The sequence below is a fragment of the Streptomyces sp. DT190 genome (assembly GCF_049846985.1).
GTDB lineage: Bacteria > Actinomycetota > Actinomycetes > Streptomycetales > Streptomycetaceae > Streptomyces.
This window is the reverse complement of the sequence record NZ_JBNCNM010000019.1, coordinates 84,931-105,714: the sequence shown is the minus strand read 5'-3', so window position 1 is coordinate 105,714 and position 20,784 is coordinate 84,931. Positions and strand designations below refer to the sequence as shown.

Genomic DNA, 20,784 nt, shown 5'->3' with positions numbered 1-20,784 from the left:
TGCACAGCATCGAGCTCTAGCGACTACGCAGGCGCACCCAGCACCCTCAAAGGGCTTTCTCAGCAGTTGGGTTGACGGACACTCAGGTCCTCTCGCACCGGTGGCCTCCTACTGCTCTCCGCCTGTCCAAGAGGAGCCTCATGACCGTCATCGTCGGCTTGAATATGAGCCACGACAGCGCCGCGGCGCTCATCGTGGACGGACAAGTTCGCGGGGCCTTAGCCCTGGAACGCATCACCGGTGTGAAGCGCGGCGTTGTCGCCCACCACGCCTATCCCGCCGCTATGGCCCGCCTCATCGACGCCGTCCTCGCTGACCAGGACCTCGGCCGACGGGACGTCGATCACTGGATCGCGACCTCCACCGAGACCCGCAGCCAGGGCGAGGAGAACGGGCTGCTGGAAAGCCTTGGGCTGCTCACGGACCCGGCATCGGCGCTCGCGCTGCCCCACCCCGGGCACCACCTCGCCCATGCCAGCGCCGCGTTTTACTGCAGCACCGCAGACCGTCCGGCTGCCGCGCTTGTCATCGACGCCTACGGTTCACGTATCGGCCAGAACGCCCGCGAGCAGGAGAGCGCGTTCCTCTTCCAGCCGGCGGGTGAGCCGAGGCTGCTGTGGCGAACGGTGCGCCCCTCCAGCAGGATCGCCGGTCGCCGCCGGGACGGTGCCCTGTGGATCCCGACCGATCTGTCCGGCATTGGAGAGGTCTACCGGGCTGTCACGCTCGCTCTCGGCTTCGCCGAGCGTGGGTCCACCTACGACGACGCAGGCAAGACGATGGGCCTGGCCAGCTACGGCAAGCCCTTGTCGAAAGAGCCGCTTTTCATCCACATCGACGGGGACCAGATCCGGTTTGACGGAGCCGCCGACCACCTCGCCGACCTCGGCTTCGCCACCCGCACCACCGACGGCTACCTGCTGCGCCCCTCACACAGCGGGGGCGGGTTCGGCCACCAGCACTTCGATCTGGCCGCTCAGCTCCAGCGGGAGTTCGAGGCCGCCTGTCTGGCGCTGGCCGCCCGGACGATGCAGGAGGCGGGCACCCGCCGCCTCGTGCTGGCTGGCGGCTGCTTCCTCAACAGTGCCCTGAACACACGCATCGCCTCCGAGCTGCAGCCTGAGGATCTGTTCGTCTTCCCCGCTGCGACTGACGATGGCAACGCCGTCGGCGCCGCCCTGTACGCCGACCGAGTCCTGCTCGGCCGCGCCGCCCCCGCACTCGCCTCGCGGATGTCCCACGTCTACCTCGGACCGTCTCAGGTCACCGGCCAGCAGGACACCATCCAGGCCCTCGCGCAGAAGACCGGGCTGGATCCGGTGACCCACGCCGACGAGCGCGGCGCCGCCGAAGCGGCGGCCGCCGCCGTCGCGCGCGGAGAGATCGTCGGCTGGTTCCAGGACCGCGCCGAACTCGGCCCGCGAGCCCTGGGAGCCCGCTCGATCCTGTGCCACCCAGGGATCGACGGGATGAAGGATCGTCTGAACGCCCGCGTCAAGTTCCGTGAGGGCTTCCGGCCGTTCGCTGCTTCGGTCCTCCAAGAGCAGGCGACGCAGTGGTTCGACCTGCCCTGCCACGACAGCCCATTCATGCTCCTGGTCTGCCCCGTTCGGCCTGACAAGGCGCCGCAGGTGCGGGAGATCACCCACGTTGACGGCACATGCCGCCTGCAGACCGTGGCCGCGGACCTGCCCGGCGGTTTCCGGGCGCTCATCACGGAGTTCGAGCGGCTCACCGGGATCCCGATGGTGCTGAACACCAGCTTCAACGTCCGGGGCAAGCCGATCGTCGAGGACCCCGCAGAGGCGATCGACTGCCTGTTCGGCAGCCAGCTCGACCGGCTGTTCATCGGCACGACCGAGATTCCCGCCCCCGATCGCCTCGATCTGCGACCAGTCCGTACACCGGGGGCCAGCACCGCCGGTCTCGACCCGGACGAGGCGCTCCTGCTCGACCTGGCCACTGGCGAGCACCCGCTTCAAGATGCCGCCGAGCACCTCGGCTGGCAGCCGGACCGGGTGCTCGCGATGGCGCTCGACCTACGCCGGCGGGCGCTGCTGGACTGGGACGCCATCCCCGCCTACACGGCCCCGGAACTGCCGATGGCGCAGTACGACCCCCACCACGGGGCCTGATATGCCCGGTATCGACCTCGCCGACCCGGACATGTTCGCCACCACCGGAGGTCTGGAAGAGCTACGCGAATTGCAACGCAGCTGCCCGGTCTACTGGAACTACGGGGCTGGTACCGGGTTCTGGGCGCTGACGCGGTATGCCGACGTCGTCGAGCTGTACCGGAGTCGGCGCCAGCTCTCCAGCCAGTACGGCATCCACGTCGGACAGCTGCACGAAGCCGACCAGCCGGCCCGCGGCCGGATGCTCGTGCAGTCCGACCGCCGCACACACAGCCGGATGAAGGCCGCGCTCAGCCGGGCCATGACACCCCAGGCCCTCTCCTTCGTCGAAGAGCCGCTGGCCGAGACGGCGCGCACGGTGGTCGACGAGGTACTCCAGGTCGGGAAGGTCGATTTTGCTACGGCCGTGGCCACACGGATGACCCTGACCCTGACCGGTCTGATCCTCGGGATCCCCGCCGCCGACCGCGAGCAGGTCTCCCAGTGGACCACCGCGGCCTTCGGCTCCAGCTCCGGCCCTCTTCCCACGCCCGAACCCAGCCAGCAGGACGTGGCCGAAGCCAACACTGAGCTGTTCCTCTACTTCCAGCAGCTCCTGCACCGTCCCGACGCAGGCGAGGGGGTACTTGCCCGGCTGCGCGCCGACAAGCAGGAGGATCTCGGCCTGGAACAGATCCTCTATAACGCGCACCTGCTGCTCGCCGGCGGGCACGAGACGACACGGCAGGCCTTGGTGGGCGCGGCCAGCACCTTCATCGCGGCGCCCGAGCAGTGGCAGCGACTGCGCACCGATCGGCAACTGATACCGGGCGCGGTGGAGGAGATCCTGCGCCTCAGCGCGCCCAGCCTGAACGTAATGCGGACAGCAACCGAGGACCTCACCATCGGCGGCACCACGATCCGAGCCGGGGAGCGCATCACGGCCTGGCACCCGATCGCCAACCGCGACCCCAGCGTCTTTCCCGCCCCTGACCAGGTCGACATCGGACGCCAGCCCAACCACCACCTGTCGTTCGGGATGGGCTCACACCACTGCCTCGGGGCCTGGATTGCGCGGCTGACCCTCACCTGCCTGCTCGACGCGATGGCGCAACGTGTGACCCAGCTCGCCCCGGCTGGACCCGCGCGACGGTCCCGTTCTCTGCGCACCTGGGGCTACGACCACCTGCCCGTCACCCTGCTCAGCTGACCGGCCTTCACACACTGCCGAAAGAGAGCACCATGACCACCTCCGCAACGTCATCGGCCCCGGCCGGGACCCTGGATGCGGACGAGCTGACGCTGCTACGCGTAGGTGTCCGCGCTGGGGCCGCCGTCGTCCACCTCCAGCTTGCCTTCGTCCCCGACCGCGGACGTCTCGAAGCCGCCTACCGTGCCGCTGCCACGGATCTGCCCGGGCTGCGCAAGGCGCTGACCCTGTGCGAGACCGCGCCTGTGTGGCGGTTCCTGGACGAGCCGCCGCCCCTGACCGTCCACGACCTCGGCGATGCACCCGCGGAATCCCTGACGAAGACCGTCGGCGCGCTGGCCACGGCCTGGGGGAGCGGGGTCACCCAGCTGGATCCCGGCCCCGAGACACTGTTGCCGGCCGTACGCCTCGGGCTGATCACCGGCCCCGGCGCCGCCGCTCTCCTGCTGGTCCACAACCCGGCCGCACTGACCCTGGAGCAGCAAACTCAGGCGCTGACCACGGTCCTGCACCGCTACCACCAGCAGGCCGCCGCCGTATCCCACCGGAATGCAGCCGAGCTGACGCTGCCGTCCGCCGTGCCGCCTGTGGCAGTAGCGGAGGTGCAGGACGGGGCGCAGCAGCCCCGGTTCTGGATCACCGAGCCCACGGACTCAGCCTGCGACACAGCCGTATCCTCGCCGGGTGACCCGGTCCAGCTCCGGGTGCCGGTCGGTACCAGCCACTCGCTGGCGTCCTTGATCAATGCGCATCTCGCGGCGGTGCGTACCGCCACCGGCCGCCCGGCCCCGAACATCGCCGTCCAACTGAGCAGCCGCCATCGCCTGATCGTGACCAGCGCCCCCGTGCTGCCGACCGAGAGCACCGGCCGCCTCGAGGACGATCAGGCCGGCGCTGGCCGTGCCCTGCTGGCTGCGGTGTCCTCGGCCACCCTCTACGAGATCGCTCGGAAGCTCGGCGTGGTGGACGTTCTGGACACCCAGGTCCTCGTCGACGCACACGGGCCAGCCGCCGACCTGGCCGACCCCGACACCAGCGAGCTCATCCCGCTGGGAGGCACCGCGCTCGGACCGGCCACCACCCACCCGGCGGACGCAACGGTGCTGCTGCACCTGATCCACTGCCCCAGCACCGGAACCACCGAGCTGGATTTGGTCTCCACGCGCCTGAACCCGGCACAGATGCGGGCACTGGGCGAGGTCCACCGGACCGCCCTGGCACTGCCGCCCCGCTCCGCTGAGCCGCGGGTCCTGACACGGCCGCACGAGAACCTGACGATGGCCGCCTGGCAGGGGCCGCAGCGTGGCTGGGACCTGCAGACTCCGCTGCACCAGCTCTTGCAGGACCAGTCACGCCGCACGCCCGGCCACGTCGCCGTCCAGGACCCGGAGCAGCAGCTGACGTTCCGCGACCTGGACGAACGCGCTGCCCGAGTTGCGGCCCGGCTCGCCCGGCTCGGCATCGGCCCCGGGGCGATCGTCGCAGTCCGAGCGAGCCGGGCCGCGGACCTGCTGGTGGCCTTTGTCGCGGTCATGAAGGCCGGCGCGGCCTACCTCCCGCTGGACCCACTCGCGCCGGAGAGCCGGACCATGCACATGCTGCATGACGCGAAGGTCACCCTGGTGCTCAGCGACGCCACCTACGTCGCCAGCACCCCGGAAGGCCCGTGGACGGCCTCGGAAATCCGGGACCTGGCCAGTGGCCACACTGATCCCGGCACCCCGACGGAGCTTCCGGAAGTCACTGGTGACGACCTGGCCTACGTCATCTACACCTCCGGGTCCACCGGTCTGCCCAAGGGCGTCGAGGTACCACACCGGGGCCTGGTGAACTACCTGCACTGGTGCGTCGAGCAGTACATCGGCGAGCGCACCGGCGGCGGCGCGGTGTTCTCCAGCGTCGCCTACGACATGGTCGTGCCGAACCTGTACGCGCCACTGCTCGCCGGGCAGCGCGTTCTGATGATCCCGGAGAGAGCCGACCTCTTCCAGATCACCGAGGCGCTGGCGGAGAACGCTCCGTTCGCATTCTTGAAACTGACCCCCGGACAGCTCGACGCGCTGGCCGAGCTCCTCACCACGGACCAGGCCAAGGGACTGACCGGCATGCTGGCGGTGGGTGCCGACGCATTCACTACCCGCACCCTGGCGCACTGGCGAGACCGGGAACCGACCCGGTACGCACGGATCCTGAACGAATACGGGCCCACCGAAGCATCCGTCGGCAACAGCGTCCACACGATCGACGACACCGTCGATCTCGGCGTGGAGCTCGTCCCCATCGGCCGCCCGATCGCCAACACCACCATGTACGTCCTCGACGAAGACCAGCAGCCGGTTCCCGTCGGTGTCCCCGGCGAGCTGTACATCGGCGGCGCCTGCGTGGTCCGCGGCTACCGCGGCCGGCCAGAGCTGACCGCCGAGAGATTCCTGGCCGACCCCTTCGCCGCCGACCCGGCTGCCCGGATGTACCGCACCGGCGACATCGGCCGCTGGCAGCCCGGCGGGAGCATCGAGTTCCTGGGGCGCCGGGACCAGCAGGTCAAGATCCGCGGATTCCGCGTCGAACCCGCCGAGGTCGAGGCCGCGCTGACCAGCCACCCGCAAGTCACCGAGGCCGTCGTCACGGCGGTCGGCAGCCGCCGCGAACTCCTGGCTCTGGCCGGTTACTACGTCGCCACTACACCGGTTGACAGCGTCCTGCTCCGTCAGCACCTGGCCACGCGACTGCCCGAGCACCTGGTCCCCACCCACCTGATCGCCATCCCCGCCGTCCCACTCAACGCCAACGGGAAGGTCGACCGCTCCGCGCTCCCGGCGCCCGGAAACGCCAGGCACCACGCCACCGGACAGGCCGCCGTGGACAACGTCGTCGGCCAGCAGGTGACCGATGCCCTGGGCCTGAAGCCGGCCGCTGACGCCGCGAGGGAGTTGCCCAACACGCTGTCCTGGACGACCGGTGCCGCCCTCGTGCTCGCCCGCACCCTCTCCCTGCCTGCCCGGGTCGCTCTGAATGCCGTCGACCGGTCTCCGAGTCTGGGGGAGCTGTGCGTTCACACAGCCGAGGCCCACCGGCTCCATCACGCGGCCTCGCCGACGACACCGGAAGGAGAGGTGAACTGATGCCCGCCCAACCCGTAAACCGAGACCGGCTCCTGCGCCGCCTCACGGAGCTCGCCCAGATCGGCCGGTCCGAGAGCGGCGGTGTGACCCGCCCCGGCTTCAGCCCTGCGGACCTCGAAGCCCGCCGCTACATGGTCCGAGAAGCCGAGAGCTCGGATCTGCGCACCGCCGTGGATGCCGCTGGGAATCTGTGGCTCGGGCCGCGCCCGCACCCCGGCACGACCACGCTGGTTCTGGGCTCGCATCTGGACACCGTCGTCGACGCCGGTCCGCTGGACGGGGTCTACGGCGTGGTCTCCGCTCTGGAGGCCGTCGAGAACCTCGCTTCCCTCAACCTTGCGCACCCGGTCACCGCGGTCGCCTTCGCCAACGAGGAAGGGGCGCTGCACCCACAGCCGTTCTGGGGATCGCTGGCCGCCAGCGGACAGTTGTCCACGCCCGCGGCAACGACCACCGCCTACGACGGCACCCTCCTGCGGGACGCGATCGCCCAGGCCGGCGGCAACCTCGACCTCATCGACCAGGCCCGCCTGGACCCCCATCAGCTCCTGGCCTACCTCGAACTGCACATCGAGCAGGGCCCGGTCCTGGAACGCGAGTGCATCCCCATCGGCATCGTCGACGCCATCGTGGGACGCGTCCAACTGGAAGTCGAGCTCATGGGCGCGGCCGCCCACGCCGGCACCACCCCTATGCCAGGCCGCTCCGATGCGCTCGCCGCCGCCGCGGAGATCGTCCTCGCTGTCGAAGACCTGCCCGCCGCCGGCTGGTGCCAGGTGGCCACAGTCGGCCGGCTCGAGGCCGCGCCCAACTCGCCGAACACCATCTCGGGCCTCGTGCGCCTGACCGTCGATGTGCGCGATGCCGATGAAGCGCAGCTGCACCAGGCGGCCGATGAGGCCGTGCGCCGAATCGAGAGCATCGCGCAGCGCCGCACGGTGAAGGCATCGTGTACCCGAGCCGCATCCTCCAAGCCAGTGCTCACCGACGCTGCCCTGCGCCGGTCGATCGCCGCGGCGGCCGCTCGGCGCGCGGTGCCGACGCTGCCCCTCACCAGCGGAGCCGGGCATGACGCTCAGATGATGGCGGCCATTACCCCTGCCGCGATGATCTTCGTGCCCAGCGTCGGTGGCGTCAGCCATGTCCCGCACGAGGACACCAGCCCCGATGACCTGGTCCTGGGCGCACAGATGCTCCAGGACACAGCGCTCGCGCTCACCTCACATCCGGGGAGCCTTGCATGACCATCCCGCACACCCTCACCGCACCGAACTCCGTCCCACTCGCCACCTGGACCGGCCAGCACGCGGACCAGGTAGAGCGGGCGCTCGCCGTCACCGGCGCGATCCTGCTGCGCGGGTTCACCGTGAGCGGCCCGCAGGAGTTCAGGCGTGCCGTCCGCCCCTTCCTGGGCGACCTCCTGCCCTACGTCCACGGCGCTTCGCCGCGCACGCGCGTCACCGACGGCGTCTACACCAGCACCGAATGGGACAGCACGCAGGACATTCCGCCACACCATGAGCTCGCCTACAGTCCGTTGTGGCCGGCCCGGATCGCGTTCTACTGCGCGCAGCCGCCGGCCCTCGGCCGGGGCGGACAGACCCCGCTCGTCGACGGCCGCACCGTCTTCGCCCGCGTCACCGCCGCCGCGGGCGGGATCCCCGACCAGGTCACCTACATCCGCCACCAGACAAGCGCAGACGGGCCGGGCATCAGCTGGCGGCAGTCGTTCGGCACCGACGACAAGAACGAGGTCAGCCGCTACTGCGCCGAGCACGGTATCGACCACGCCTGGCTGCCCGGCGACACCCTGCGCACCGCCCAGAGCCTGCCGACCGCGATCCGCCACCCGGTCACCGGCGAGCCGGTGTGGTTCAACCAGATGCACCTGTGGCACGCCTCCCACGGAGGTCCCGACCGCGAGGACCTGTGGCGGGACCTGTTCGGCGAGCAGATGCCGATGCACGCGCGCACCGGCGTCGGCGAGGAGATCCCCACCGAGCTGCTCGCTTTGACCCGTACCGTCCTGCGTGAGGAGGCCCACCAGTTCGACTGGCAGCTCGGGGACGTCCTGCTGCTGGACAACATGCTGACCGCCCACGGCCGCCGCGCCTTCCAGGGCGAGCGCACCATCCTGGTCGCGATGGGCGGGCCGGTCGCCGCCGCCGATGTCAAGGCGGTGACGTTCCATGTCTGACCGGGCCCCTGCCGACCTGATCGCCGCGCTGCAGACCGTCGCCCGCGCCCAGCCCGAGGCCTCCGCGCTGCGGCTGCCCGGCGGCCGACTGACTTACGGCCAGATGACCGATCACATCCGCGAGCACGCCGATGCCCTTCGCCGGCAGGGCTTGCCCTCAGGTGCCCTGGTCGGCGTGGACGTCTCACGGTCCGTGCCCGCGCTCCTTGATCTGCTGGCCGTCATGGCCTGCGGGTGTGCCTACCTCCCACTCGACCCCGCGCACGACCCGAAGCAGATAACCGGCCGGGCCAAGCCGCACTTCCTCCTCCGCGACGCCACCCTCATCCCGTTCGCGCCCGACGAGGCCCCAGTCACCGGCGGCATCGCCTACGTCATGCCGACATCCGGCACGGCCGCAGCCTCGAAGCTGGTGGAGGTTCCGCACCAAGCGGTCCTGCACAACCTCGCGGCCCTGAACCAGCTCACCGAGATCACCCCCGAGGACCACTGCCTGCTCCTGGCACCCCTCAGCTTCTCCTCCTCGGTCCGGCAGCTGTTCCTTCCCCTGCTCCACGGCGCGAGCGTCGTCGTCGCCGACGAGACGCAGCGCCAGGATCCCGACGCCCTGCTCGCGCTCATCGCCACCGAACACATCACCAGCCTCGACACCGTCCCCTCCCTTCTGACCCTGCTGGCCGATACCCAGGCGCTGGACGCGCTCGCCGCCACCGGCCTGAGCCGGATCATGGCCGCCAGCGAACCCATCCCCGCCGCCCTCGCCCGGCGCTGGACCACGCTGCTGCCCGAGTCACGGTTCTTCGCGATGTACGGGCTGACCGAGACAGCCGGCATCGTCGCAGCTCATCTGGTGACCGCGTCGGATCTGCCGGGAGACGGTTACCTCCCGATCGGCGACCCGCTGCCCGGCACCCACGTCGCGCTCCACCCGCAGCAGGAGGAGCCCGGCGACGGACGAAGCGAGGTGCTGGCCGTGTCCGGCCCCGGCCTGGCCCGCGGCTACCGCTATCAGCAAGGCGAACAGGACACCCGGTTCGTGACCCGGGAGGGCCGCCGCTGGCATCTCACCGGCGATCTCGCCCGCGTCGACGAGGCCGGCCGGATCGTGCTGACCGGCCGCGCCGACCGCCAAGTCAAGGTGGCCGGGAAACTGGTCGACCTGAACGCGGTCGAGGCAGCTCTGCGCACCCACCCGGCCGTCCTGGAGGCCGTCGCCGTCCCGCTCACCGCCTCTGACCAGGACCCGCGCATTCACGCCGCCGTCCAGCTGCGTCCCGGACACCTGATCGACGACAGCGCCCACCCGCTGCGCCATCTCGACGCGCAACTGCGCGTCCTCGAGGCCAACCCGCCCGAAACCACGCACATGTACGAGGAGATCTACCGGCACCGCGTGTACGAGCGGCACGGCATCGTCGTACCGAGCGACGCCACGGTCATCGATGCCGGGGCGAACATCGGGCTGTTCTCCCTGTCCGTGGCCCAGCGCGCCGCCCGGGTCCTCGCCTTCGAACCGTGCCCGCCCACCTACCAGGTATGCGCCGCGAACCTGCATCTGAACGCGGCCGCAACCGTGCAACTCCTCGGGGCTGCCCTCGGCAGCCGCAGCGGAACCGCCGAAATCACCTGGTACCCCGGGGCGACCGGGCTGTCCACCCTCCACCCCGACCCCGTCGCCGAGGCCGCCACCTTGCACGCCATCGCCCGCCGCGAAATCGACACGGGCGCGGTGGAGGATGCCGAGGCCTGGCGCGAGCAAGCCGCCGACATCATCGAGGGGAAGCTGCGCGGTCACCTGTTCCCCTGCCGGGTCCTGCGCCTGTCCGACGTGCTCGATACTGCTGGGGTGACCGACGTCGACCTGCTGAAGATCGACGTGCAGAAGGCCGAGGCCGACGTCCTCGCCGGCATCGACGAGCGCCACTGGCCGCGCATCCACCAGATCGTCGCCGAGGTCCACGACATCGACGGCCGGCTCGCCGACCTCGTACGCCAGCTCCACACCCGCGGCTTCCACACGGTCACCGAAGCCGACCCCATGTCACAGGGCGCCGGCCTGCACTACCTGTACGCTCGCCGCTCCGGCTACGCCAGAAGCCCCGCTTCACCGGCTGCCACCTCGGGCACGGCCTGTGAGACCGTCCTTCTCGACGAGCGCAACCTGCTCGCCTGGGTGAATAGCCGTCTGCCGCACTCCCATCGCCCGGCCGCCGTCACCGGGCTGGCCCGGATGCCGCGCACCCCCAGCGGAAAACCCGACCGCCGGGCGGTAGCACGTCTGCTCGCCGCCTCTCCCGTTTCCGGACAGAGCGCAGCCGGTCGCCACGACGCCGACGACCCGCAGGTCCAGGCGGTCGCAGCCCTGTGGTCCGAGATCCTCGGCCGCCCGGTCGCCCCGGGGCAGCACTTCTTCTTCAGCGGCGGCACCTCTTTGTCCGCGGCCCGTGTCGTCAGCCGGTTGCGCCGCAGCGGGTACCCGCAGCTGAGCGTGCGCGCCCTGTTCGACCATCCCGTCCTCGACGCGTTCTGTGCCGCGCTCACCCGTTCCCAGGAGGACACCGCCCCATGACGGCCTCAACCACCAACCCGGCGCATGTCAGAAGCCGCCCGCTCACCGCCGGCCAGCAAGGCATGCTGCTCCAGACCGCCGCGAGCGGACCGGTCGCCCTCAACGTGCCGACCGCCGTCCACCTGACCGGAGCCCTCGACATACCCGCGCTCCGGCGGGCCCTGGACTGCATCGCAGAACGGCACGACGTGCTTCGCACCACCTTTCCCGCCACCGAGCCGTCATCGCTCGAACCGGACCGGCTGCCCGCACAGCTGGTCCACCCGGCAAGCCCGGTGCCGCTGCCCGTGCTCGACCTCCAGCCTGTCCCGGCCGCGGAGAGGCCGGCGGCGGCCCGCAGCATCATCGAAGCCGAGGCCGCGCGCCCCTTCGACATTGCCGGCGAGCCCGGATTCAAAGTCATGCTGCTGCGCCTGAGCGCTGACGAACACGTGCTGTTCTGGCTGATGAGCCACCTGGTGTGCGACGGCTGGTCGAAATCCGTCTTCGCCCGGGAACTGTCCGCCCTCTACACCGCCCACACCACCGGAGCCACCGCGGACATCCCGAAACTGTCCGTGGACTTCGGCGACTACGTCACCGAGACCCGGGACCGGCCGCGCATCGCCACGGATCTGGCGTACTGGCGCGAGCAGCTGCGCGGTGTCGCAGACCAGCCCCCGTTACTGGCGGCCGAGGAGACCGACGATCCGCCGGGCAGCGCCCGAGAGATCCAGATCCCGTCCGTCGGTGTGTCCCGCAGTCAGCTGCTCGAGCTCGCCCAACGCACCGGTTCTACCGAGTTCATCGTGCTGCACGCGGCCTTCGCCGCTGCCATGGGAACCGCCCTGGGCCGTCAGGACCTGATCGTCAACACGCCGCGAGGCGACCGTCCCACAGCCGACTTCGAGAGCCTCATCGGATTCTTTGTCAACGTCCTGCCGATCCGCAGCCGCATAGCGCCCACCACCACCTTCACCGCCCTGATCGGGCAAGTCCGCGAAGAGGTCATCGACGCGCTCGACCATGCAGACGCACCCATCGCCGAGATCGCCGCGCAACTCGCCGCCGACCATGCCGGCCGCATCGGCCCGCTGACGCACCTTTCCTTCGCCTACGACAATCTCCCCGCCGCCGACCTCGGCCTCCACGCCCTCAGCGCGGCACCCTGGCCCATCGACCGCGCCGACACCAGGTACCCGTTCGAGCTGCACCTGTGGCCCAGCGACCAGATGATCGCGTGTCGGGCTACCTACCGAGCCGATCAGCTCACCGCCGCCACCGCACACCACCTCCTCGACCATTTCCAGGCCGTCCTCACCGCGGTGCTCAGCGAACCGGATGCCCCCCTCAACCAGCTCCCGAGCTCCGCCCTCCACGACAGCCGACAGCCCGCCAGCCAGGTGACATCGGACGAGCTCACCCCAACCGAGCAGCGCCTGGCGGGGGTGTGGTTCGAACTGCTGGGCACCGACGACATCAGCGCCGACAGCCACTTCTTCAACATCGGCGGAAGCTCCCTGCTCGCGGCGCTCCTGGTCGCAGCCATCAGGGAGACCTTCGCCGCGCAGATCCACCCCCGCGACCTCTACCAGGCACCCACCCTGCGAACCCTTGCGGCCCTCATCGACGACCACACCGCGCCGACGACGCCGGTCCAGCGCTGACGAAAGGGAACACCGTGACCACCACCGGACAGACCACCACCGCCCACCCCCGCCTGGCCCGTTACCTGGACGGCTACCAGCGGGTCATCGGCGCCGACATCCCCGCCGGTGCCGCCGAGCTCCTCCCCGTCCTGGACCGCCTGAACTTGCACGACGCCCCGTTCCCGTTCGCCACCGTCGACGACTTCCTGCCCGAGGACCTCTACCGCAGCGTCCTGGCGAACTGGCCCTCGCAGTCCGGCTTCGACCCGGTCGCCCGGTTCGTGGAAGGCCAGCCCAAGGCCTACCTCGGCAACCGCAAAGAGCGCATCATCGAGAACTTCGCGGGCAGCGACGCGCCGATGGCCACCGAGACGTGGAACCGAACGCGCCTTGCGCTGCGACACCCCGAATTCGTACGGGCGCTGTTCGAGCGATTCGCGGGCCCCCTGGAGGAACACCTGGGACTGGACCGGCTCCAGGACCGGGACCAGCCCAACTTCAAGCTCTACGCCAACCAGGACACCGGCGCCACCGAGGCGCTCGGCGCACACCTGGACGCCGCACCGAAGCTCCTGACGATCGTGGTCTACCTCCAGCTCGAAGGCAACACCGACGAGACCAGCGTCAACCGCTACGGGACCGCACTGTACGAGTGCCGCGCCGGGGAACACGACTTCCTGAACTTCAGCTCCAACGCCGCGCACCGCACGGCCCACCAGGTGCAGTTCGCCCCGAACCGGGCGTTCATCATGCCCAACTCGCCCGTCTCGCTCCACGGCGTCGCCGGCAGCCAGGACGGCGTCCTGCGCAAGACCCTGATGACCGGCTACTGGGCCAACAAGCAGTGACCCCGTCGGCGGCCCTTGGGGGTGCTGCTCGCGGCCCCCGGCATCCGCCGACGCCATTAACCGGCCTACCAGCGCGGGATCGAGGATCCAGGTGACAAAGCCACGCACACTGTCAGCTCCGCAGGAGGCCATCCTCGAAGCCGGCATCAGCCATCCGGACCCCGCCGCCTACACCGTGGTCAACGCGATCATCGTCGACGGTGTCCCAGCGAAGGCGCTGCGGCAAGCCGCGACTGATACCGCAGCCCGGCACGACGCCCTGCACTGGAGCCTCAACCTCGACGACCGCTACCGAATCAGCGCCAGCGCCGGGCTGGGCCCGGCCCTGGTACCAGCCGAAGAGACCGACCTGCGCTCCCTCGATCCGGCTGACTCCATCGCGACGGTCGAAGCCTGGATGGCCACCCAGCGGGCCGCCGCCTACGACCTCTGGGGCAGCGGCCCCCGCATCCGCTTCGCCCTCTTCCACCTCCCTGAGACCCCCGCCGGCCCCAGCACGGTCTGCGCCCTGATGACGCACCACCTGTACACCGACGAGCATGCACTCCAACTGCTGTGGACCGAGATCGTGCGCCGCGCCAGTACCCCGCCGATCTCGGCACCCACCAGCCCCGACCTGCGCTACAGCAGATGGGCCGAGGCCAGCACCAGCGCCGCGGCTGCTACCAGCGCGCGCACGGCCGCCGAAGCCGTCGCGCAGCGCTGCCAAGCGCACGAAACCCGTCCCTACCCCGAGTACCTTGAACGGTCACCGGCCCCAAACGGCTATGGCCAACAAGCTCGCGCCCTCGGCCCAGTAGACACCGCCAATGTGTCCGCGCGTCTGAGCGTCGGCCCGGCCGCGGTCTCCGTCGCAGCCGTCGCCCAGGCCGTGGCCGAGGAAACCGGGCACGGACGCATCGTGCTCCACATGCCGATGAGCCTGCGACGGACAGCCGCAGAGGCTGGCATCGTCGGCTGCTTCGTCGCCTCCGCCCTCCTGCCCATTCGTGTCGAACCCACCGGCGACCGCCTCGTTCAGCACTGTCAACAGGCCCTCGACTTCGCCTCCCGACACGCCCACGCCCGACCGGGACTGCTCAGCCGCTCCGTCGGACGGCCACAGATCTCCCTGGCCATCGAGCAGCCAGCCACCACCCGCCGGCTGGGCCCGGTCACCTGGAGCAGCTTCGCCGCACCGAACGCCGGGCCGAAACACCCGCTGAGCCTGCAACTGTCCGCCTCGGCCACCGGTCCAGGACGCCTTCGTGCGTCCTGGACAACCGCCACCCTCACCCAACAGCAGGCCGTTGACCTGCTGGAGCGAACCACCGACCACCTGAACCGCCTGACCGTGAAGGGATGAGAGCACGCCCATGGACCTGACCGACCCGCGGCAGGGCACGCCCACAGACGACCGCGCGTGGCTGCTGGACGCCTGCGCGGCCATCACCGACCAGCCCGTCGACGCAGACGCCAACCTGTTCGAACAGGGCCTGACCAGCCTCGGCGTGGTCAGGCTCTCCGGCGCGATCCAGCGCCGTCACGGCTTGCGTCTGGGCGCCGTCGACCTCCACGACCACCCCACCGTCACGCAACTGTCCGCGCTGATCGCGGACCGGAAGGAATCCGGTGTCTGAGCTCGCGGCGCACCCGGCGCAGATGTCTCTGCTCTCGGCCCGGCGGCTCGGCAACCCGACGGCGAACTCGGGTCGGATCTTCCGCCTGGACGGGCCCCTCGACCAGGACCGGCTCGCCGAGGCGTACCGCGCCGCTGCCCAAGAACACGACGCGTTGCGACTGCACCTGTCCGGCCGAGACACCTGGCAGACCGGCGCCCGGGCCCGCATCGACGTACGGCTCGTCGACCAGCGGCGGAGCGGACATCCCGTCGAGCCGACGATGAAGGCCATCCTCGACGACTTCCACCAAGAACTCAGCCGCCGCTACGACCTTGATCACGGCCTGATCGGCCACATCACCGTGCACCGCGTCGCCGATCGCACCTGGGTGGTCACCGAGATCATCGACCACGCCTTCGTGGACGGCCGCTCCATGAAGCTGCTGTTCAACACCGTGGCCGCGATCTACCGGGGCGGTCGTGCCGGTCGCCCCGGTTCCTTCGCCCAGGCCCTCGCCGACCAGGCTCCCGACGAAGCGGCCGAACTCTACTGGCGCCGCCGGTACACAGACTTCACCGCTGCTCCGCAGGCCCGGCTCTTGCCCGATCCGGAGCCGGTGCAAATCGTGCCCCGGCTCCGTCTGCACCTGGCACCCGCTCAGACAGCCGCCCTCGCCCGCGCCGCCCGAGCATCGCGCGCCACCGTGCCCGCTGTCCTGCTGGCGGCCCACGCCCACACCACGGCTCGCCTCCAGGGAACCGGCGACCTGAGCATCCACGTGGCCGTCGACACCCGCACCGACGAGCACCTGGACACCGTCGGCCAGTTCGCTCACGTGCTCCCGCTCCGGTTGACCATGCCCTGGAACTTCCGACTGCCGGAATACATCAGGATGACGCACCGCGCCATCCTGGAGGCACAGGACCACGTCATGGTGACTCCCGACCAGTTGCACGATGCCGGAGCCCCCACTCTGGCCGCACCCGGAGCCACCGCGTTCGTGATGCAGGCGGTCGCCCCGCCCGGTGACCCGTCCCTGCCCGGCATCACACTCTCCCCGATCACGGCCGACAGCACGCCCCAAGGCGCGGCGCTCAGCACCGTCGTGCGCACTCTGGACGACGGCTCCACAACCGTCGAGCTGACCGGCCGCGCCATCGACCCGCTCGCCGCCGACCTCGACCGGTGGGCCAGCACCTTCCGCCAGTTCCTCCATGCGCTCGCCGAAGAGCCGGACACCTCGCTCTGCTCCGACCTCCTGCTCAGCCCGACGGACCGCACCAGTGTCCAGGCCCTGGCCACCCCGGCACCCGGCTACGCCGGTCCGCCGTTGCACGAAGCCGCTGTCCGGCAACTGAGCCGAACCGACCGGACCGTCATCCTGGACACGGACGCCGCCTGCACCGGACCACAACTGCTCAGTCTGGCCACCGCCACCGCCGAGGCGCTGCTGCACGCGGGCGCGCGCAAGGGAAGCGAGGTCCTTGTCGGCGGACTCCGCCTCACCGACCGCGCGGCGGCCTGGCTTGCCTGTTTGCAACTAGGCTGCACCTACATCCCTTACGACGCCGACACGCCACCCGACCGGTCCGCCGCGCTGCGTCTGAACCCCGACGGCGTCAGCCCCGCATGCCTTCCTCCCACCGTGGACCATGACGATCTGCCGGACCCGCCTGCCTACGTGATCCACACCTCCGGGTCCACCGGACGCCCGAAGGGCGTCGCGGTCGGGCTGGCGGCGCTCACCAACCTCATTCACGGAGAACAGGACCGGTTCGGCCTCGACGCCACCAGCCGTGTGCTGCTGGTCGCCCCGCCGACCGTCGACCCCTGGATCTGCCACGTGACCACGGCGTTGGTTCTCGGAGCGACCCTCATCCAGGGCAACCCGATCGGTTCCACGACGCTGACCGAACAGTTGCGGCACCACCGCATCACCCATGCCTTCCTCCCGGCCGGCCTACTCCGAAGCCTCGACGCCGACGCGCACCTGCCCGACCTGAGGATGATCGCCTCCGCCGGGGACGGCTGCCGCAGCACCGACCTCGACCGATTCGCCCCGGCCCGCACGTTCAACATCTACGGGCCCACCGAAGCGACCGTCACCGCAACCGTCCATGAGCCCACCCCCGGAGCCGGCGACCCCGTTCCCATCGGCCGGCCCATCCGCGGTCTGGCCGCCCGAATCGTCATCGACCGGGCAGCCACCGCCCCTCCCGGAACCCCCGGTGAACTGGCGCTTACCGGCGCCGGCCTCGCGGCGGGCTACCTGGACCGGCCCGACCTGACCGCCGAGTCCTTTCACCCACTGCCGGATACCGCTGGGCACTGGTACTTCACCGGAGACCGCGCCATGCACACCCCTGCGGGGCTGGTCCATCTCGGCCGCATCGACCGTCAGGTCAAAATCCGCGGCTACAGAGTGGGGCTGGATGCCCTTGAGTACCAGGCCATACGCACCGGTCTATGCACAGCCGCACGTGCCTTGACGCACCACCACGACGACGTCGTACGGCTGCTGCTCTTCGTGGAGGGCTGCCCCGACACCCAGCAACTGACGGCCCAGCTTCGGCAGATGCTGCCGCCGACACACTGGCCCCACCAGGTCCACCAGGTCGGCCACATCCCCACCCGCCCCACCGGAAAGCCCGACGACGACGCGCTCGCCGGCCTCGTCACCCCACCGACACCCATTTCTGCCCGGCTCGGCGCCGACGACACGGTGCTCGGCCAACTCTGGCGTGAACTGCTGGGCACCACGCCAACACCGGACAACCACTTCTTCCACGACGGGGGAGATTCCCTCACCGTCCTGCACCTGGTGACCCGACTGCGCCAAGCCGGACTCCAGCTCACCCCCGCCGACGTGTACGAGGCCCCCTACTACCGCGACCTCGGGCGCCGCCTCGCCCGCGCCCACGCCCAGAGCACCGCCCGGCATACGAGCCCGCGATTTCCACTCACCCCTACCGGCCGGTGGATGCACCAGCTGAACATCCCCGCCTGGAGGCGGTGGACGCTGCGCCACAGCATCGCCTTCGACCGCATGCCCCCGGCGGCGCAGCTCGCCGCCGCGCTGGAACACCTCGTCGAGAGCACTCCGGCGCTGCGCTGCCGCACCGACCGGTGCGAGCAAACCCTCACCGTGGCGCCCCCGTACCAGCCGCTCGTCGCCGCCGTGGCCGAGAGTACCGTCGATCGGGACCTGCGACAGACCCTGGCCAGGGCTCGGCGCACTGTGGACCCGGTCACCGGACGCATGCTCACCGCGGTCGCCGTCCAGCAGGACGACGGATCGGGACGCCTCGTCCTCTTCGGGCACCACCTTGCCGTCGACCCCTGGTCCTGGGCCGTGATCGGCCAACGGCTGACCCTCACCCTGGACGGTGCTGGCCTTTCCGAGGACCACGCATACCAGCAACTCGCCGAGCTGACCGAGCAGCAGACCGCAGCCGGTCACTTCGACGCGGAGACCGGGCTATGGCGCGCGGTACTGGCCGGGGGGATCACCGCGCCCCAGACCCCGCTCGTCTCCCGGCTGCGGCAGACCAACATCACGTTGCCACCTCTGAGCGAGCTCACCCGGCACTGGCGACACAGCCCGGCCGCGTACCTCCTCGCCGCGACCGGGCAGGCGCTGGGGTCCCACAACGGCGGACAGCCCACCGTCATCGACCTGGAACGCAACGGGCGCAGCCATCCAGAGCTGGATCTGAGCGACGCGGTCGGCTGGTTCGGACTGCATCATCCCGTCCTCGCGCCCTACCTGCCCACGGCAGAGGCGATCGAGCACCTGGTCCTGGAGCTTGCCGACGTCCCGGACCAGGGCACTGGTTACGGCGCCCTACGCTGGAGCGGCCGAGTCGACTTCGAATCAGCGGTCGGTCACATCGCCGTCGACATCCAGGACGCCGGCGCAGCGCCGGACGCACTGGAGCGCCGAATCCAGGCCCTTGCCCCAGCCAACCCGGCGCCGCTCACCCCCTACCCCCTCGCGCTGACCTTCCGTACTGGTGCAGAGGCGACGACCGCAACTCTGCGGCACGGCGGCACCACCTCCCCCAAGGAAGCCGCGAGCATCCTTGAATCCATCAACGCGGCGTTCCAACCGAAACAGGAGCGGGGCGCCCAGGCCACCACCCCGAAGCACACACGCTCGACCGGGCGACCTCGTCGCGCGCTGCAGGCCCCGGCCGGCGCCATGCAGCAGCTGATGCTCCAGTTCGCCGCCCTCGGCCCGCAGACAGGGATCTACCTGCCACGTCAGCTCCTCCACCTCGACATGCCCGCAGGTGAGCAGGCCAGGTTCCTCCAGCGGCTCGAACAGTGGCTGGGAGGGCTGGACATCCTCCACCGCCGGTTCCACACCGATTCCAGCACTGGCGCTCTCACCCAGCGATGGACACCGAGTGCCGGGCCACACCTGCAGGTCGAACCCGGCGACGGGGACACGGCCTGCGCCTGGATGACTGGACCCGACCACCTGGATGTTCGACAAGCCCGCTACGGAGCCCCACTCACCACTCTGACGGCCTTCACCGGCAGCCACGGCCTGTTCCTGGGCATGGAAACCCATCACGCACTGATGGACGGCCACAGCAATCGGCACTTCCTCCACCAGCTCACGCTACTGGCGGCAGGCGGCCCTCTCCCACCCGGCCCGACTGCCGCCCCGGTCCTACGGCATCTGGGGCGCGAAACAGCCACCGGTGCCGCAGCACACCCATTGCCGCCGCTCACCTGGACTCCGAAGCAGCCCGATGAGCACCACATCACGATCCCCGCGCAAACCGTACGCGCATGCCGCACCCGGGCTGCGGCACAGGGCACCAACCTCCGGGCCTGCCTGGCCGCGCTGACCGGGCAAGCCGTCACAGCAGGCGAGAACGTGACGCTCTACCTCGTTGCCAACGGGCGAGACAACGCGATCGCGCACGCCAACGACGCCTGGGGCATGCTCTGGTACTTCACCCCAGTGCCGCTGCACCCCGGCGAAAAGCCCGCCCAACTCCAACAGCGGGTGTACGCCGGCGAGGCGGCGCCGTTCCCCGAGATCCGCGCAGCCGCATTGTCCTGGCGGCAGTGGAACCCCGATGCGGCGATCTCCTTCAACTACGTCAGCGCGCCACGCACCGCAGACGGTGCGAGCCAGGTGACGGTCCTGCAGTCCAGGGACCGCTTCCACTGGCCCCGGCAAATCACCGCGGTCCTCCGCGATGACGACCAGGTTGATCTCATGCTGTGCACCCTCGACGGCTCATCCGCCGCCCCCCTGCTGGAGCACGCCGGGGAGAGCCTGCGGCAGTACGCGGCCGGGACACCCGAGTGCCCCGGGCCAGACCCGAACCTGGTCGCGTAGCTCCAGCTGATACTGACGCGGGCTCCAGCCCTGATCTGTGCGGGGCGAACAGCGTAGTGACCGCTCAGTCGATCCGCACGGCTTGCACCCCGAGCCGTTCAGTAGAGGGAGGGTCACGCTCCTGAGCCCTCAGACC

General features: G+C 70.3%; 11 protein-coding genes. All 11 read left to right on the top strand.

The annotated features are described in order from the left end of the window. Positions 1–140 precede the first annotated feature (140 nt). The 11 genes from ACPXCS_RS28635 to ACPXCS_RS28585 all read left to right on the top strand — a co-directional run bounded on the left by ACPXCS_RS28635 (position 141) and on the right by ACPXCS_RS28585 (position 20,648). Entirely contained in the window at positions 141–2,135 is a 1,995-nt protein-coding gene (locus ACPXCS_RS28635; protein WP_425823643.1) for a carbamoyltransferase C-terminal domain-containing protein, read from the top strand. Position 2,136: 1 nt separating this feature from the next. After that, entirely contained in the window at positions 2,137–3,324 is a 1,188-nt protein-coding gene (locus tag ACPXCS_RS28630) for a cytochrome P450 (protein WP_425823645.1), read from the top strand. A 32-nt stretch (positions 3,325–3,356) separates the two neighbouring features. After that, entirely contained in the window at positions 3,357–6,446 is a 3,090-nt protein-coding gene (locus ACPXCS_RS28625) for an amino acid adenylation domain-containing protein (RefSeq protein ID WP_425823647.1), read from the top strand. Next, on the top strand, positions 6,446–7,690 hold the full coding sequence (locus tag ACPXCS_RS28620) for a Zn-dependent hydrolase (RefSeq protein WP_425823649.1): 1,245 nt from the start codon (positions 6,446–6,448) through the stop codon (positions 7,688–7,690). Before ACPXCS_RS28625 ends, ACPXCS_RS28620 begins: the two co-directional genes overlap by 1 nt. Beyond that, complete coding sequence (locus tag ACPXCS_RS28615; RefSeq protein ID WP_425823651.1) at positions 7,687–8,643, top strand: TauD/TfdA family dioxygenase; 957 nt, start codon at positions 7,687–7,689, stop codon at positions 8,641–8,643. The genes ACPXCS_RS28620 and ACPXCS_RS28615 overlap by 4 nt, the downstream gene beginning before the upstream one ends. Next, positions 8,636–11,212 (top strand): FkbM family methyltransferase, encoded by a 2,577-nt coding sequence (locus ACPXCS_RS28610; RefSeq protein ID WP_425823653.1) that lies wholly within the window; start codon positions 8,636–8,638, stop codon positions 11,210–11,212. The genes ACPXCS_RS28615 and ACPXCS_RS28610 overlap by 8 nt, the downstream gene beginning before the upstream one ends. Then, entirely contained in the window at positions 11,209–12,858 is a 1,650-nt protein-coding gene (locus ACPXCS_RS28605) for a condensation domain-containing protein (RefSeq protein ID WP_425823655.1), read from the top strand. Before ACPXCS_RS28610 ends, ACPXCS_RS28605 begins: the two co-directional genes overlap by 4 nt. A gap of 14 nt (positions 12,859–12,872) precedes the next feature. Continuing rightward, complete coding sequence (locus ACPXCS_RS28600) at positions 12,873–13,688, top strand: hypothetical protein (RefSeq protein ID WP_425823657.1); 816 nt, start codon at positions 12,873–12,875, stop codon at positions 13,686–13,688. A 91-nt stretch (positions 13,689–13,779) separates the two neighbouring features. Next, positions 13,780–15,033 (top strand): condensation domain-containing protein, encoded by a 1,254-nt coding sequence (locus ACPXCS_RS28595; protein ID WP_425823659.1) that lies wholly within the window; start codon positions 13,780–13,782, stop codon positions 15,031–15,033. 10 nt (positions 15,034–15,043) lie between these two features. Next, positions 15,044–15,307: an acyl carrier protein gene (locus tag ACPXCS_RS28590; RefSeq protein ID WP_210907520.1), complete on the top strand. Its 264-nt coding sequence runs from the start codon at positions 15,044–15,046 to the stop codon at positions 15,305–15,307. Further along, positions 15,300–20,648 carry a condensation domain-containing protein gene (locus tag ACPXCS_RS28585; protein ID WP_425823661.1) on the top strand — a complete coding sequence of 1,783 codons (5,349 nt, stop codon included), beginning with the start codon at positions 15,300–15,302 and terminating at the stop codon, positions 20,646–20,648. The genes ACPXCS_RS28590 and ACPXCS_RS28585 overlap by 8 nt, the downstream gene beginning before the upstream one ends. Positions 20,649–20,784 lie beyond the last annotated feature (136 nt).